Annotated in this window: 13 protein-coding genes; 10 read left to right on the forward strand and 3 right to left on the reverse strand. The window is 61.5% G+C overall.

All coding sequences use genetic code 11. The features are described 5' to 3' along the window. Nucleotides 1-4: 4 nt before the first annotated feature. The 5 genes from kdpA to ACA052_RS08015 all read left to right on the forward strand — a co-directional run bounded on the left by kdpA (nucleotide 5) and on the right by ACA052_RS08015 (nucleotide 7,964). Nucleotides 5-1,699, forward strand: coding sequence for a potassium-transporting ATPase subunit KdpA (kdpA, locus tag ACA052_RS07995; RefSeq protein WP_497649165.1), 1,695 nt, complete (start codon nucleotides 5-7; stop codon nucleotides 1,697-1,699). 10 nt (nucleotides 1,700-1,709) lie between these two features. Then, nucleotides 1,710-3,767 carry a potassium-transporting ATPase subunit KdpB gene (gene kdpB, locus ACA052_RS08000; RefSeq protein ID WP_497649166.1) on the forward strand — a complete coding sequence of 686 codons (2,058 nt, stop codon included), beginning with the start codon at nucleotides 1,710-1,712 and terminating at the stop codon, nucleotides 3,765-3,767. 140 nt (nucleotides 3,768-3,907) lie between these two features. Then, nucleotides 3,908-4,453 (forward strand): potassium-transporting ATPase subunit KdpC, encoded by a 546-nt coding sequence (kdpC, locus tag ACA052_RS08005; RefSeq protein WP_497649167.1) that lies wholly within the window; start codon nucleotides 3,908-3,910, stop codon nucleotides 4,451-4,453. Nucleotides 4,454-4,566: 113 nt separating this feature from the next. After that, nucleotides 4,567-7,218, forward strand: coding sequence for a DUF4118 domain-containing protein (locus tag ACA052_RS08010; protein ID WP_497649168.1), 2,652 nt, complete (start codon nucleotides 4,567-4,569; stop codon nucleotides 7,216-7,218). 47 nt (nucleotides 7,219-7,265) lie between these two features. Continuing rightward, complete coding sequence (locus ACA052_RS08015) at nucleotides 7,266-7,964, forward strand: response regulator (protein ID WP_497649169.1); 699 nt, start codon at nucleotides 7,266-7,268, stop codon at nucleotides 7,962-7,964. A gap of 143 nt (nucleotides 7,965-8,107) precedes the next feature. Here the strand turns inward: ACA052_RS08015 and ACA052_RS08020 are convergent, their stop codons facing one another. Next, nucleotides 8,108-9,148: a patatin-like phospholipase family protein gene (locus ACA052_RS08020; RefSeq protein WP_497649170.1), complete on the reverse strand. Its 1,041-nt coding sequence runs from the start codon at nucleotides 9,146-9,148 to the stop codon at nucleotides 8,108-8,110. 221 nt (nucleotides 9,149-9,369) lie between these two features. Between ACA052_RS08020 and ACA052_RS08025 the strand changes: the two genes are divergently transcribed. The 3 genes from ACA052_RS08025 to ACA052_RS08035 all read left to right on the forward strand — a co-directional run bounded on the left by ACA052_RS08025 (nucleotide 9,370) and on the right by ACA052_RS08035 (nucleotide 11,460). Then, entirely contained in the window at nucleotides 9,370-9,648 is a 279-nt protein-coding gene (locus ACA052_RS08025) for a hypothetical protein (RefSeq protein WP_027925691.1), read from the forward strand. 45 nt (nucleotides 9,649-9,693) lie between these two features. After that, nucleotides 9,694-10,461: a CHAD domain-containing protein gene (locus ACA052_RS08030; RefSeq protein ID WP_497649171.1), complete on the forward strand. Its 768-nt coding sequence runs from the start codon at nucleotides 9,694-9,696 to the stop codon at nucleotides 10,459-10,461. A gap of 201 nt (nucleotides 10,462-10,662) precedes the next feature. Further along, nucleotides 10,663-11,460, forward strand: a complete 798-nt coding sequence (locus ACA052_RS08035; RefSeq protein ID WP_497649172.1) for an acyl-CoA thioesterase — start codon at nucleotides 10,663-10,665, stop codon at nucleotides 11,458-11,460. Between the two features lies 1 nt (nucleotide 11,461). Here ACA052_RS08035 and ACA052_RS08040 read toward each other — a convergent pair whose 3' ends face one another. Continuing rightward, entirely contained in the window at nucleotides 11,462-11,827 is a 366-nt protein-coding gene (locus ACA052_RS08040; RefSeq protein WP_497649173.1) for a terminase, read from the reverse strand. A gap of 188 nt (nucleotides 11,828-12,015) precedes the next feature. After that, nucleotides 12,016-13,497 (reverse strand): methyl-accepting chemotaxis protein, encoded by a 1,482-nt coding sequence (locus ACA052_RS08045; protein WP_497649174.1) that lies wholly within the window; start codon nucleotides 13,495-13,497, stop codon nucleotides 12,016-12,018. A 176-nt stretch (nucleotides 13,498-13,673) separates the two neighbouring features. Between ACA052_RS08045 and ACA052_RS08050 the strand changes: the two genes are divergently transcribed. Together ACA052_RS08050 and ACA052_RS08055 are read left to right on the forward strand one after the other, a co-directional pair. Beyond that, entirely contained in the window at nucleotides 13,674-14,204 is a 531-nt protein-coding gene (locus tag ACA052_RS08050) for a hypothetical protein (RefSeq protein WP_497649175.1), read from the forward strand. A gap of 82 nt (nucleotides 14,205-14,286) precedes the next feature. Beyond that, nucleotides 14,287-14,478, forward strand: coding sequence for a PLDc N-terminal domain-containing protein (locus ACA052_RS08055; protein ID WP_008148797.1), 192 nt, complete (start codon nucleotides 14,287-14,289; stop codon nucleotides 14,476-14,478). Nucleotides 14,479-14,542: the final 64 nt, after the last annotated feature.

A 14,542-nucleotide genomic window follows, 5' to 3' on the forward strand; every position in this document is an offset into this window, starting at 1 on the left:
GGCTATGCACAGTTATGACTATTGGCTGATCCTCGCGTTTTTCGCGCTGGTATTGGTCCCGGCGCCGTTCCTCGGGCGTTTCTATTACAAGGTGATGGAAGGGCAGCGCACCTGGCTGACACCGATCCTCGGACCGGTCGAGCGCGGATGTTATCGGGTGGCCGGCGTCGATCCGCAGGCCGAACAGAGCTGGCAGAAATACACCCTGGCCTTGCTCGCCTTCAACCTTGCGGGCTTCTTGCTGTTGTTCGCGATCCTGTTGTTCCAGGACCACTTGCCGCTGAACCCGCAAAACCTGCCGGGCCAGGAGTGGACGCTGGCGTTCAACACCGCCATCAGTTTCATGACCAACACCAACTGGCAGGCCTACAGCGGTGAAGCGTCGCTGAGCTACCTGAGTCAGATGGTCGGCCTCACCGTGCAGAACTTCGTCAGCGCCGCCACCGGCCTCGCCGTGCTGGTTGCCTTGTGTCGCGGTATCGGTCGCAAATCGACCAAGTCCCTCGGCAACTTCTGGGTCGACATGACCCGCGCCACCCTCTACGGCTTGCTGCCGCTGTGCCTGCTGCTGGCGCTGTACCTGGTCTGGCAGGGTGTACCGCAAACCTTCGCGCAGTACGTGAATGCCGTGACCATGCAAGGCGTCGATCAAGTGATCCCGCTCGGCCCGGCTGCCAGCCAGATCGCGATCAAGCAACTGGGCACCAACGGCGGTGGTTTCTTCGGTGTCAACTCGGCGCATCCGTTCGAGAACCCGACCGCCTGGGCGAACCTGTTCGAGCTGGCCTCGATCATCCTGATCCCCGTAGCCCTGGTGTTCACTTTCGGCCATTACGTGAAAGATCTGCGTCAGAGCCGCGCGATCATCGCCTGCATGTTGGCGCTGTTCCTGATCGGTGGTGCGACCTCGCTGTGGGCTGAATACCAACCGAACCCGAGCCTGAACAACGTCGCCGTCGAACAGACCGCGCCTATGGAAGGCAAGGAAGCGCGCTTTGGCACCACCGCCACGGTGCTGTGGTCGGTTACCACCACGGCGGCGTCCAACGGTTCGGTCAACGCCATGCACGACAGCCTCAACCCGCTGACCGGCATGGTCGCGATGGTCAACATGATGGTCGGCGAAGTGATCTTCGGCGGCGTCGGTGCCGGGCTCTACGGCATGTTGCTCAACGTGTTGATCGCGGTGTTCCTCGCCGGGTTGATGATCGGCCGCACGCCGGAATACCTGGGCAAGAAACTGCAAGCGAAAGAAGTGCAGTTGCTGGTGGTGACCTTGCTGGTGATGCCGGTGGGTGTGCTGGTGCTCGGCGCGATTGCCGCGAGCCTGCCAGGCCCGGTGGCGGCGGTGAGCAACCCCGGAGCACACGGTTTCAGCCAGTTGCTGTACGCCTACACCTCGGCCAGTGCCAACAACGGCTCGGCGTTTGGCGGTTTCAGTGCCAACACACCGTTTCACAACCTGATGCTGGGGCTTGGCATGTTGATCGGTCGCTTCGGTTACATCCTCCCGGTACTGGCCCTGGCCGGCAGCCTGGCGATGAAGAAAACCGCACCGATCGGCCAGAACAGTTTCCCGACCCACGGCCCGCTGTTCGTGACCTTGCTGACCGTGACCATTTTGCTGGTGGGTGGTTTGACCTTCCTGCCGACATTGGCACTGGGTCCGATTGCTGAACATCTGAGCATGGGCTTCTAAGGAATCCATCATGAATATGCCTGTAAGCAAAACCGCCGTCGTCAAGGCGCCGGAACAACCGAAAACCGCGATCTCGGCCCTGTGGCGCCCGGCGCTGGTGCAAGCGTTCGTCAAGCTCGACCCACGGCAATTGCAGCGTGCGCCGGTGATGCTGGTGGTCGAACTGACCGCCGTCCTGACCACCGTGCTCTGCTTCATTCCCGACTCGGCGGTGCCGACCTTCGTCGCCGCGCAAATTGCGTTGTGGCTGTGGTTCACCGTGCTGTTCGCCAACTTCGCCGAAGCCTTGGCCGAAGGTCGCGGCAAGGCCCGCGCCGACAGCCTCAAGGCTGGCAGCGAAGGCTTGAGTGCTCGCCGTAAAACCAGCAACGGCGCCTTTCAAGTGGTGCCGGCCACCAGCCTGCGCAAGGGCGATGTGGTCCGCGTTGAAGCCGGGGAAATGATCCCCGGTGACGGCGAGGTTATTGAAGGCATCGCGGCGGTTAACGAAGCAGCGATTACCGGTGAATCTGCGCCGGTGATCCGCGAGTCCGGCGGCGACCGTTCGGCCGTCACCGGCAACACCCGGTTGGTCTCCGACTGGCTGCTGGTGCGCATTACCGTCAATCCCGGCGAGTCGACGCTGGACCGCATGATCGCGCTGGTCGAAGGCGCCAAACGCCAGAAAACCCCGAACGAAGTCGCGCTCGACATCTTGCTGATCGGCCTGACCCTGATCTTTCTGTTGGTGGTCGTCACGCTGCAACCGTTCGCCCACTTCGCCAACGGCAGCCTGCCGCTGGTGTTCCTGGTGGCGTTATTGGTCACGCTGATTCCAACCACCATTGGTGGCCTGTTATCAGCCATCGGTATCGCCGGGATGGATCGCCTGGTGCGGCTGAACGTGATCGCCAAGTCTGGCCGTGCCGTGGAAGCGGCGGGGGACGTGCACGTCCTGCTGCTGGACAAGACCGGCACCATCACCTTCGGTAACCGTCGTTGCACCGCGGTTTACGCGGCACCGGGTGTCAGCGCCAAGGAACTGGCTGAAGGTGCATTGTTTGCCTCGCTGGCGGATGACACGGCCGAAGGCAAATCCATCGTCGAGTACCTGCGTGGGTTGCATCCGCAGCCTGAGCCGAGCGCTGAGCTGCTGACTGCTGTGCCGTTCAGTGCGGAAACACGCCTGTCAGGTGTCGACTATCAGGGCCGCGTGTATCGCAAAGGCGCGGTGGATTCGTTGCTGGCCTTCGTCGGCCTGAAACGCGCTGACCTGGCAGCGTCGCTGTCCCGGGAAGTCGACAAAATCGCCCAGAGCGGCGGCACACCGTTGCTGGTCTGCGCCGACGGTAAATTGCTCGGTGCGATCCACCTCAAGGACGTGGTCAAGCCCGGTATCCGCGAACGTTTCGCCGAGCTGCGCAAACTGGGGATTCGTACGGTCATGGTGACCGGCGACAACCCGCTGACCGCCGCAGCGATTGCAGCCGAGGCAGGCGTCGATGACGTGCTGGCCGAAGCCACGCCGGAGAAAAAACTGGCGCGCATTCGCCACGAGCAGAACGACGGCCGCCTGGTCGCCATGTGCGGCGACGGTGCCAACGATGCCCCGGCCCTGGCCCAGGCTGACGTCGGTATGGCGATGAACGACGGCACACAAGCGGCACGCGAGGCGGCGAACATGGTCGACCTCGACAGCGACCCGACCAAGCTGTTGGACGTGGTGCAGATCGGCAAGGAATTGCTGGTGACCCGCGGTGCGCTGACGACCTTTTCCATCGCCAACGACGTGGCCAAATACTTCGCCATCCTGCCGGCGCTGTTCGCCTCGATCTACCCGCAACTGGGCGTGCTCAACGTCATGCACCTGACCAGTCCGCAGAGCGCGATTCTCTCGGCCATCGTGTTCAACGCCTTGATCATTGTGGTGCTGATCCCGTTGGCATTGCGCGGCGTACGTGTGCAGGCGGCGAGTGCGGCGGCGTTGCTGCGACGCAACCTGTTGATCTATGGACTGGGCGGGATCGTGGTGCCGTTTGTGGGCATCAAGGCGATCGACATGCTGCTCACCGCATTGCATCTGGTTTAAGTGCCCCCTGTAGGAGCGAGCTTGCTCGCGATGGTGGTTAACGATAACGCGCCCTTCCTGACACAACACGGCGCTTTCAAGTCCATCGCGAGCGAGCTCGCTCCTACAGAAGTTTTTTCACCGAATTCGAGGATTTTGAAATGTCCACAATGATCCGTCCGGCCCTGAGCCTGCTGGTCCTGATGACCCTGATCACCGGCGTCGCCTACCCCTTGGTGGTCACCGGCGTTGCCCAGGTTGCATTCCCCGACCAGGCCAATGGCAGCCTGGTACGCGACGCCGACGGCAAAGTCCGTGGTTCGTCGCTGATCGCCCAGGATTTCGTGGGTGACGCCTGGTTCCATCCACGCCCATCGGCCGGTGCTTTTGCCACCGTTTCGAGCAGCGCCAGCAACCTGTCGCCAAGCAACCCGGCCCTGGCCACTCGGGTGATCGACGATGCCAACAAACTGCTGGTGCCAGGCCAGGGGCCAGTGCCATTGGCGCTGGTCACCACTTCCGGCAGCGGCCTCGATCCACACTTGCCACCGGCCGCGATTGCCTATCAACTGTCGCGAGTGGCGGCGGCGCGTAATCTGCCGGTGTCTACGCTTCAGCAGCTGTTGAATGCGCATATCGAACAGCCGCTCGTTGGGCCGCCGGTGGTGAATGTGCTTGAGTTGAATCTGGCGCTGGAAAAGCTGTAGATCAAAAGATCGCAGGCTGCGCCAGCTCCTACACTGGACCCCCTGTAGGAGCTGCCGAAGGCTGCGATCTTTTAAAACGACACCCCATCTAAAGTCGAACAAGGCAGTAAAAGATGAGCGACTCCGGCCGCGCCGACGCACTGTTAGCAGATTTACCCCGCGATGGCCGCGGCCGGCTCAAGGTGTTCCTCGGCGCCGCGCCAGGTGTCGGCAAGACTTACGCCATGCTGCAAGCGGCCCACACCCAACTGCGTCAAGGCGTGAAAGTCATCGCCGGCGTGGTCGAAACCCATGGCCGCGCCGAAACCGAAGCGCTGCTCGGCGGCTTGCCGCAGCAGCCTCTGGTGCGCTCGGAATACCGGGGCGTGATCCTCGAAGAAATGGACCTCGACGGCGTACTCGCCGCCAAACCGAAACTGGTGCTGGTGGACGAACTGGCCCACACCAATGCACCGGGCAGTCGTCACGCCAAACGCTGGCAAGACATTCAGGAACTGCTCGCCGCCGGCTTTGACGTGTACACCACGGTCAACGTTCAGCACCTGGAGAGCCTCAATGATCAGGTGCGCGGTATTACAGGCGTGCAGGTCCGCGAAACCCTGCCGGACTGGGTGCTGCAAGAAGCTTACGAACTGATGTTGATCGACTTGCCCCCACGCGAGTTGCTAGAGCGTCTGCGTGACGGCAAGGTCTATGTGCCGGAGCAGGCGCGGGCGGCCATCGATGCGTACTTCTCCCAGACAAACCTGACCGCCCTGCGTGAATTGGCGATGCAAACCGCTGCGGCTCAGGTCGATAACGACCTGGCCCAGGGTTATCGCCAGCTTGGCCAGGCAGCACCGGCGGTGCGCGGTCGTTTGCTGGTCGGCGTCGATGGCGATACCCAGGCCGAGCGTCTGGTGCGTCATGCCAGCCGCGTCGCCCAGCGCCGGCATCTGCCGTGGAGCCTGGTGCATGTGGACAACGGCAGTGTGCGCGACGAGCAATCACGCCTGCGTCTGCAAAGTGCCCAGCAACTGGCCGAACGCCTCGGCGGCGAAGTGGTGTTGCTGCGCGCCGGCGAGGTGGCGAAAACCCTGATTCAGCACGCCACTGAACGACGTGCCAGCCTGGTACTGGTCGGCCAGTCTCGGCAGCGATTGCGCCGTCGGCTGTTCGGTGGCGGCTTGGCGGCGCGTTTGTTGCGCCATGCGCGCGGGCTGGAAATCAACGTCATCGACAGCGATCACGAAAAGGACCCGCCACGACAACGCGCCGTACAGTCGCTGGTGTGGTTCGACTATGCGCTGGCACTGGTCGCGACCGTGCTCGCCAGTGCCCTGGCCTGGGCGGTGGCGAGTGTCTTGCCGCTGCCGAATATTTCGCTGGTGTTCCTCGCCGCCGTGTTGCTGGTGGCGGTGCGCAGCAGCCTCGGCCCGGCGCTGGCTTGTGCCGCCCTGTCGTTTCTGACTTACGACTTCCTGTTTATTCCACCGAATTTTTCCTTCCACATCCAGCGCGAAGAAGACGTGCTGACCTTGCTGTTCTTCCTGCTGATGGCCGCGCTCACCGGCAACCTCGCGGCGCGCCAGCGGCGGCAATTGCAGGCCTTGCGCGACACCCAGGAGGAAACCTCCGAACTGCTCGACCTGTCGCGCAAACTGACTGCTGCCACTGACCGTCAGGCCGTGGTCAATGCCGCCGCTCATCACCTCGAGGGCTGGAGCGATCTGCAATTGTGTCTGCTCAATCGCGATGGCCAGAGCGGCTGGAAAGTCGAAACCGGTGGCCCGCTGGAGTTTTCCGAAGCTGAACGCGCTGCCGCCGACTGGGCCTGGCAACACGATCAACCGGCGGGCGCGGGCACCGGCACGCTGCCGTTCGGGCGTTGGTGGTGGTGGCCGTTGTCGGTAGAAGACGGGCCGCTGGCGCTGCTCGGCGTCTGTGCCAAGGAAGGGCAGACCTTAAGCGGCCAGCGTCGGCGCCTGCTGACCGCGCTGAGTCAGCCGCTGGCCCAGGCCCTGGCCCGTGCGCAACTGGCCGAAGACCTGGAAGCGGCGCGGCTGCACGGGGAAACCGAGCAGTTGCGCAGCGCCTTGCTGGCTTCGGTGTCCCACGATCTGCGCACGCCGCTGACGTCCATGCGCGGCAGCATCGACAGCCTGTTGGCCCTTGGCGAGGCGATCCCGCTGGAGGATCGCCGCGAACTGCTCGAAGGTACGCGCGATGAGGCCGAACGCCTTGACCGCTACATCCAGAATCTATTGGACATGACCCGCCTCGGTCACGGCGCACTGAAGCTGGCGCGGGACTGGGTGTCGCCGGCCGACATCGTGGGCAGTTCGCTCAATCGCCTGCGCGCGGTGCTGGCGCCGTTGCAGGTCATCACCGACGTGCCTCCGGAGCTGCCGCTGCTCTACGTTCACGCTGCGCTGATCGAACAGGCACTGGTCAACGTGCTGGAAAACGCCGCGCGGTTCTCACCGGTTCATGGGCGTTTGCAATTGCGCGCCGGAGCGGATGAAAACGAACTGTTCTTCTCGGTGAGCGATGAAGGACCGGGGATTCCCGAAGAGGAGCGGGCAAAGATTTTCGACATGTTCTACACCGCCGCGCGCGGTGATCGTGGCGGGCAGGGCACCGGGCTGGGGCTGGCGATCTGTCAGGGCATGGTGGGTGCCCATGGCGGGCGGATCAGCGTTGCCGACGGTATCGAGGGACGTGGGACTTGCATCACCCTCCACTTGCCTTTGCAAGAACAACCGGGATACGAAGGTGAAGCTTGATCGTGCCTGCGTTACTCTTCGCCAAATCTATTTGTTGATGTGAATTCATGAGCCAGACCGCGACCATTTTGGTCATCGATGACGAACCGCAGATCCGCAAGTTCCTGCGCATCAGCCTTGTTTCCCAGGGCTACAAAGTGCTGGAGGCCGGCACCGGAACCGAAGGCCTGGCGCAAGCCGCGCTGAACAAACCGGACCTGTTGGTGCTCGACCTCGGGCTGCCAGACATGGATGGCCAGCAAGTGCTGCGCGAGTTTCGTGAATGGTCGACAGTGCCGGTGCTGGTCCTGTCGGTGCGTGCCGGCGAAGGGCAGAAAGTCGAAGCGCTGGATGGCGGTGCGAACGACTACGTGACCAAACCGTTTGGCATCCAGGAATTCCTTGCACGGGTACGTGCCTTGTTGCGTCAGGCGCCGGTGGGTGAGGCGCAGCAGGCAGCCCTGGTGTTCGGCCCGTTGACCGTGGACCTGGCCTATCGCCGGGTGCTGCTCGATGGCGTCGAAGTCGCGCTGACCCGCAAGGAATACGCGGTGCTCGCGCAACTGGCGCGGCATCCGGGGCGGGTCATCACTCAACAGCAACTGCTCAAGGATATCTGGGGGCCGACCCATACCGAAGACAGCCACTATTTGCGGATTGTGGTCGGGCATTTGCGGCAGAAGCTGGCGGATGATCCGACTCAACCAAGGTTCATCGTGACCGAGGCGGGAGTTGGGTATCGTCTTTTGAGTGAGGGCGGCCTTTAGTTTTGTATTGACTGATTTGACCCTTTCGCGAGCAAGCCCGCTCCCACAGGGGATTTGTGGTGTACACAAATATTGTGCCCAGCTCAGATCCAATGTGGGAGCGGGCTTGCTCGCGAAGAGGCCCGCACATGCACTCGAGAACCTCAGGATTCCCGGTCTTTCTCATACCGGTCCAGCGTATCCCGAGCAATCTCCCGCCCCAACGCGATCAACTCCGGCGCTTTATAAAACTCGAAAAACCGACAAACCCGCTTAGGCACGTTGATCAGGATATCCGGCGGATAACCGGCAATCTTGTACTGCGCCAGTGACGTCTGCATCACCTCGAAACTCTGGTTGATCAGGTCCAGCAAAGACGCCGGCCCAACGTTGTCGATGATGAACGAACCCGTGGCGGACTTCGGCGCGCCGTCGCGCTCAGGGGCGGCCGCCGGTTGCTGGGCTTCGGGTTCGGCGGATTCGATCCAGGGGTTGATCTCGGCCGCTTCGGCCAGCAACGCTTCCTTCTCCAGCAGCAGCAGTTGTTCTGCCTGTTTGCGGCGGAAGGGCATTTTTGAACCGAGCGAGCTGATCAGGCTGTCAAAACGGGTCTTGAACGCCGCCGGGCGCTGGATCACCGGCAGTTGATAGTGACGCTGGTTGGTGGAGTTGAGATTGACCGCAATGATCAGGTCGCAATGACTCGACACTACCGGCACGATCGGTAGCGGGTTAAGAATGCCGCCGTCCACCAGCATCCGATTGCCCTGCATCACCGGCGTGAACAGGCTGGGAATCGCGGCCGAGGCGCGCATGGCCTGATGCAGGCAACCTTCCTGGAACCAGATTTCCTGCTGGTTCGTCAGGTCGGTGGCCACCGCCGTGTAGGGTATGCGCAAGTCTTCGATATTGATTTCGCCGACAATCTTGCGGATCTGCCCGAACACTTTTTCCCCGCGAATCGCTCCCAGGCGAAAGCTGACGTCCACCAGTCTCAACACGTCGAGGTAATCCAGGCTCTCGATCCAGTTGCGATATTCATCGAGCTTGCCGGCGGCGTAAATCCCGCCGACTACTGCGCCCATCGAACAACCGGCGATGCAGGCGATGTCATAGCCACGCCGTTCGATTTCTTCAATGACACCGATATGGGCATAGCCCCGGGCTCCACCTGAGCCCAGCACCAGTGCGACGCGCTTTTTCATGAATCGCCCTCGTCTGACAAGGTTCAACAATGCACCCTTCGAGGGGCGTGCTTCAATCGCTAAGGTCGTTTGGTGGGGCGAGGACGTCGTTTTTTCGATACTCCTTGGCGGCACTTGGTTATTCTCGCGAGCGCTATAGTTTCCGTAGGCGATCAACGGCACTTTTCACGTGCCGGACCGTCTTACCTGCACGACTGTTGACCTGACTTGAGGTGTTATTGATGAAAGCCTGGATCTGTGTGCCGTTGATTGCCCTGGCACTCGCTGGTTGTGCCGGCAAAACCGCTTACCGCGAGAGCTGTGGTAGCCAGATCGATGCCGCGTGGCATGAACTGGACCTGGCCAAGGCCGAAGGTTTCGCCGGGACCGTCAGCTATTCCAAGGCCTTGTCGCTGCTGACCGGTGCCAAGACCCAGCAGCAATTCGAGGCTTACGAGGGCTGCACCAGCAAGGCCGAAAAGGCACGCTTCTACATTCGCGAGTCGCGCGCGGGCCGTTGAGGCATGATGTAAGTCATCAGCGGGATTCGACTCGGGGAGCAAGGAATGTCTGCGTTAGTTGATCGGTTAGTGGCTCATGTCCTGAGCCTTGAAGTCCGTTTGCTGGCCTGTCAGGCACGCTTGAGTGCCCGCACCGACCCGGAAGCGTTGCACGATCTGCGCACCACGGTGCGCCGTTTGCGCAGTCTGCTGCGCCCCTTGCGCGGTTTGCCCGGGGTCGAACAGCTGGAAGCGGCGGCGTCACGAGTGGGCGACCTGACCACGCCGTTGCGCGATCGCGAGGTGCTGGCGGCGTACCTGCTCCAGCATGATCAACCCGAAGCGGCGCAACGGCGCATGGCGCAGATGGCCGAGGCTTATCCGGCGGTGGCGGCCAGCCCTGAACTGGCACAGTTGCTGATGATTTTCGACGCTTTTCCGCGTTTTCTGCGGGCCTCCCAGCGTCAGGGGTTGCTCAAGGGATTGCGCCAGCGCATCGAAAAACGCCTGGCCAAGCAGTGGAAAAAGCTCGAGCACACCCTGCACGACCCCGCGCATGACCGTCATTTGTTGCGTCTGCTGATCAAGCGTGTGCGCTATGGCATCGAAGCCTATCCCGAACTCGACCGATTGCCCAAACCAGCGTTGCCGCGGTTGAAGTCGGCGCAAGCTGCCTTGGGTGACTGGCATGATTGTTTTCAATGGCTGGTCAGGGCCGAGCACGAAGCCGATCTGCAGCCGTGCGTTCCCGTCTGGAAAACCACCATGGCCGAGGCCGAAAGTCGCGCCGACCGCGTCCTCGACAAACTTGACGCCGCCTGCTTCAAATCCTGATGAACTGCTGGCCCATGTAGGAGCTGCCGCAGGCTGCGATCTTTTGATCTTGGCGCTGAAGATCAAAAGATCGCAGCCTGCGGCAGCTCCTACAAGGGTGTATCCGGCTTATCTGTCAGCCTCTTTGGCCGGAATGGGCACTGTGCTGTCATTGCTGGTTGGTTAAGATCCCTTCATCCTTTTCCTGCCCTTGAGGTTTGCATGCGCTTTTCCGATCTGCTCGACGCCGTCCGCAGCCAGCCGCTGGAACTGTCTATTCCGGCCGAATGGGCGCAGGGGCGTGCCAGCTTCGGTGGCCTGGTCGCCGCCTTGCAATACGAAGCCATGCGCGCCAAGGTCCCGGCAGATCGGCCGGTGCGTTCGCTGGCGATTACCTTTGTCGGCCCGGTCGAGCCTGAAGTGCCGGTCAGCTTTGAAGTCGACGTGTTGCGCGAAGGCAAAGCCGTCAGCCAAGTGCTGGGGCGGGCCATGCAGAAGGGGCAAGTGGTGACATTGATTCAGGGCAGTTTCGGCGCCTCGCGTCCGTCCGAAGTGGCGGTCGCCGCGCTTGCCGCGCCCGAGATGAAGCACTGGGACGACTGCCAGGAACTGCCGTATATCAAAGGTGTGACCCCGGAATTCATGCGTCATCTGGCGATGCGCTGGAGTGTCGGCGGTCTGCCGTTCACCGGCAATACGTCTCGCGAGATGGGCGGCTGGGTGCGCTTGCGTGGGGATGTGAAAGAAGAACCGGTCAGCGAGTCGCATGTCCTCGCGCTGGTCGATGCCTGGCCTCCGGCCCTGTTGCCGCACCTGAAGAAGCCGGCCATGGGCAGCACGCTGACCTGGACCATCGAATTCGTCCAGCCGTTACTGGACTTGAGTACGCTGGACTGGTGCAAGTACCTGGTTGAAATCGAATATGCCGCTGATGGTTATGGTCACGCGGCCGCAAAACTGTGGAGCGCGGAGGGTCAGTTGATCGCCATGAGTCGGCAGACGGTGACGATTTTCGCCTGAATCAGTGACGACGGTGGCGCTCACGCCAGGCGCGCCACCAGCCACCGCTCAGGAAAAACCTTGGAAACGTCAGAAACTGTTCGACCAGCAGGCGCGACAGCGCATCGTTGCGATCACTGAACGGCTCGGAGGCTTGCGCCTCCAGGCTGTGACCATGGCGTTGCAGGGCCAACGCGGCCAGCAGGCCGACGACGCCAATGGCGATGTTGACGAAGCTCAGGCCGAACACCCCGGTAACAATCAACAGGAATGCCAGGATAAACAGCGGCACGGCAATCAGGTGCAGCACCAGATTGGTCGGGTGCTGATGATTCTGCGGGTACGCTCGCCATTGCCAGGCGGGAAGGTTGGGGTCACGTTTGCCCATGATGCACATCCTCGATCCATGTTGAACACATGACTCAAGAATAGGCCCGGCCCGTGCGGGCGGCGAATCGAGGTTGGCTATCGGAGTGATAGCTGTGATGGGCTAAAAAGATCGCAGCCTGCGGCAGCTCCACAGGTGAATGGCGATCCCATGTAGGAGCTGCCGCAGGCTGCGATCTTTTGACTTTATTAAAGCTTCAATTGCCCGATAGCCTTACTCAATTCCCCGGCCAAAGCCGCCAACTCATTACTGGTCGTCGCCGAGTCCACGGTCTGCTGCACGGTGTTCTCGGTCACGTCGCGAATGCTCACCACCGCCCGATTCATTTCTTCTGCCACCTGGCTCTGCTGCTCGGCCGCCACGGCAATCTGAGTATTGCTTTCGCGCATCTGCGCCACCGCCTGGGTGATGTCTGCCAAAGCTGCCCCAGCCTCCTGTGCCTGCTGCACACAATCGTCGGCCTTGAACGAGCTTTCCTGCATGAAATCCACAGCGTCACGTGTCCCGGCCTGCAACGCGGAAACCATCAGGGTGATCTCGTCCGTGGACGTCTGCACGCGCTTGGCCAGGTTGCGCACTTCATCGGCGACGACCGCAAAGCCGCGCCCCATTTCACCAGCGCGGGCTGCTTCGATGGCGGCGTTCAAGGCCAGCAGATTGGTTTGCTCGGCGATGCTGTGAATCACACTGACCACGCCGTTGATCTTCTGGCTGTCCTTGGCCAGACGCTGAATCATCTCGGCGGTCTGCTGGACACCTGTGGATAACCCGGCAATCGATTGCTGCACCCGACTGACCACTGCCTGCCCGCTGCCGGCCAGCGTGTCGGCGGTTTGCGAGAGGTCGCGGGTGGCGCCGGCGTGCTGCGCGATGTGATAGACCGTCGCGGTCATTTGGTTGATCGCCGTGGCGGCCTGATCGGTTTCGCTTTGTTGGCCGAGCATGCCGTGACGCACCTCGTTCATGCTCGAGGCAAGCCGTGCGGCACCGACATCCAGTTGCCGCGCGGTGCTGGCGACGGTGTTGACCACCCGTTGATACCCGGCCTGCATGGCGTTGAACGCGTTTGCCATCTGCCCGACTTCATCCGTGCAGGCCAGCGGGACACGCGCCGACAGATCGCCGGTTTTCTCGACGTGCAGCATCACGTCCTTCAGGGTGTTGAGCTGGCTGAGCAGGAAACGGATCAACAATTGCGAAGCGCCGAGCATCGCCAGCATCAGGATCAGGACAGCTACCGCATAATTGGCGAACCGCTCGCCGAACACCTGCATCAGGCTCGGGCCGTAAGCGACCACCGCGACGTGTTGTCCGTCGGCACGAGTGATGACCTCGGCGCCCATCAACGGGTTGTCGCCGAGCAATGGCATCGAATTGATCTCGACCCAACCGTTGCTGTCCGTCAGTTCCAGCACCGGTTGCTCGTTCAGGATCGGGACCTGTCCCCGACGGAAACTCAGCAGGTTATCGGCCTTGGGCAGCGCTTGCCCGTCGGGCCAGGCGCCGAGCAATCGCGCCTGGGCTTGCGCGAACGCTTGAGAGGCTTGACTGCGGACCTGTTGCTCGAGTTGTACGGCGTACAACACCAACATCAGCGTGGTGACGAAGGCGACAGCGTTGACCGCCCAGAATTTGTATTTCAGTGAGACGTTGCTAAGCCAGGCACCCATGGAGGTCTTCTCTGATAGCGGAAACAATTTTGGCAAGGTGCCAGCATTGTGCCTCCAGTCCGCGCATCGGTTCTTGATGTGGGTCAAGGTGGCGAGCCTCGCTCCACTGAGCCTTGCCGGGCGTAATGCGCTATCCTTCGCGGCTTCAAAATTCCCTCGCTACAGGATTACGCCCAATGAAAGCCGCACTCGTCGAACTCATCAGCAAAATCAGCTCCGGGTGCATGAGCGAAGACGAAATCCTCAAAGTCGCTGACGAAGCGGCCCAGGCCTACGCCGATCAAGAAGCTTTTCTGACGGCCAATCCGGACATCAACTTCGACGACACATTCCCGATTCCGTTGGGCGAGTGGGTCGTTGTCGGCAGTCTGCCGGAAACGGTGCTGTTCCAGGCCGACACGTACGTGGACCTGTTCGCCCGGATCGTGGCCTCGTTCGGCCCCGGCGTTGACTTCAATATCAAACCCAAACAACTGGCCAAAACCGAAGCCCTGACTGCGCTTAATCGCATTCAGGTGCAGATGAGCAGCATGAACAAGGAAAACGGCGGCTACGTGCTGATGAACTTCAGCCAGTTGCTCGACGATGAACTGCAAGTGGTGTTGGTCTACGGCAACGACGTGCCACGGGTACTTGAATTGTGCGCCGAAGCCGGCATCGCTGCCGCGCCGTCCCTGGAAGCCCTGAAAGTGGCTATCCACGTCTGAAGCGTTAAGGGCGCTAATAAAACGGAACCCTCGCAACGGCCGGCTATCCTAAGAGGGCAAACCACTCTTAGGGAGCGTCACCATGGGTTCCACGTTCAACGGTCTGATTGGCCTGATTATTCTTGCCCTGGACATCTGGGCAATCATCAACGTGCTGAAAAGTGGCGCGGACACCGGGATGAAAATCATCTGGGTGCTGCTGATCCTGCTGCTGCCGGTTTTGGGCCTGATCATCTGGGCCATCGCCGGGCCTCGCGGCAACGTGCGAATCTGACAGTCGAACACTTCCCTCTGTAGAAGCGAGGCTTGCCCGCGAAGAACGATGACACGGTTTTACA

Source organism: Pseudomonas sp. LBUM1644, assembly GCF_059716195.1.

Coding starts and splice junctions, on each gene's coding strand:
- kdpA (WP_497649165.1), top strand. CDS start 5: ATGCACAGTTATGACTATTGGCTGATCCTCGCGTTTTTCGCGCTGGTA.
- kdpB (WP_497649166.1), top strand. CDS start 1,710: ATGAATATGCCTGTAAGCAAAACCGCCGTCGTCAAGGCGCCGGAACAA.
- kdpC (WP_497649167.1), top strand. CDS start 3,908: ATGTCCACAATGATCCGTCCGGCCCTGAGCCTGCTGGTCCTGATGACC.
- ACA052_RS08010 (WP_497649168.1), top strand. CDS start 4,567: ATGAGCGACTCCGGCCGCGCCGACGCACTGTTAGCAGATTTACCCCGC.
- ACA052_RS08015 (WP_497649169.1), top strand. CDS start 7,266: ATGAGCCAGACCGCGACCATTTTGGTCATCGATGACGAACCGCAGATC.
- ACA052_RS08020 (WP_497649170.1), bottom strand. CDS start 9,148: ATGAAAAAGCGCGTCGCACTGGTGCTGGGCTCAGGTGGAGCCCGGGGC.
- ACA052_RS08025 (WP_027925691.1), top strand. CDS start 9,370: ATGAAAGCCTGGATCTGTGTGCCGTTGATTGCCCTGGCACTCGCTGGT.
- ACA052_RS08030 (WP_497649171.1), top strand. CDS start 9,694: ATGTCTGCGTTAGTTGATCGGTTAGTGGCTCATGTCCTGAGCCTTGAA.
- ACA052_RS08035 (WP_497649172.1), top strand. CDS start 10,663: ATGCGCTTTTCCGATCTGCTCGACGCCGTCCGCAGCCAGCCGCTGGAA.
- ACA052_RS08040 (WP_497649173.1), bottom strand. CDS start 11,827: ATGGGCAAACGTGACCCCAACCTTCCCGCCTGGCAATGGCGAGCGTAC.
- ACA052_RS08045 (WP_497649174.1), bottom strand. CDS start 13,497: ATGGGTGCCTGGCTTAGCAACGTCTCACTGAAATACAAATTCTGGGCG.
- ACA052_RS08050 (WP_497649175.1), top strand. CDS start 13,674: ATGAAAGCCGCACTCGTCGAACTCATCAGCAAAATCAGCTCCGGGTGC.
- ACA052_RS08055 (WP_008148797.1), top strand. CDS start 14,287: ATGGGTTCCACGTTCAACGGTCTGATTGGCCTGATTATTCTTGCCCTG.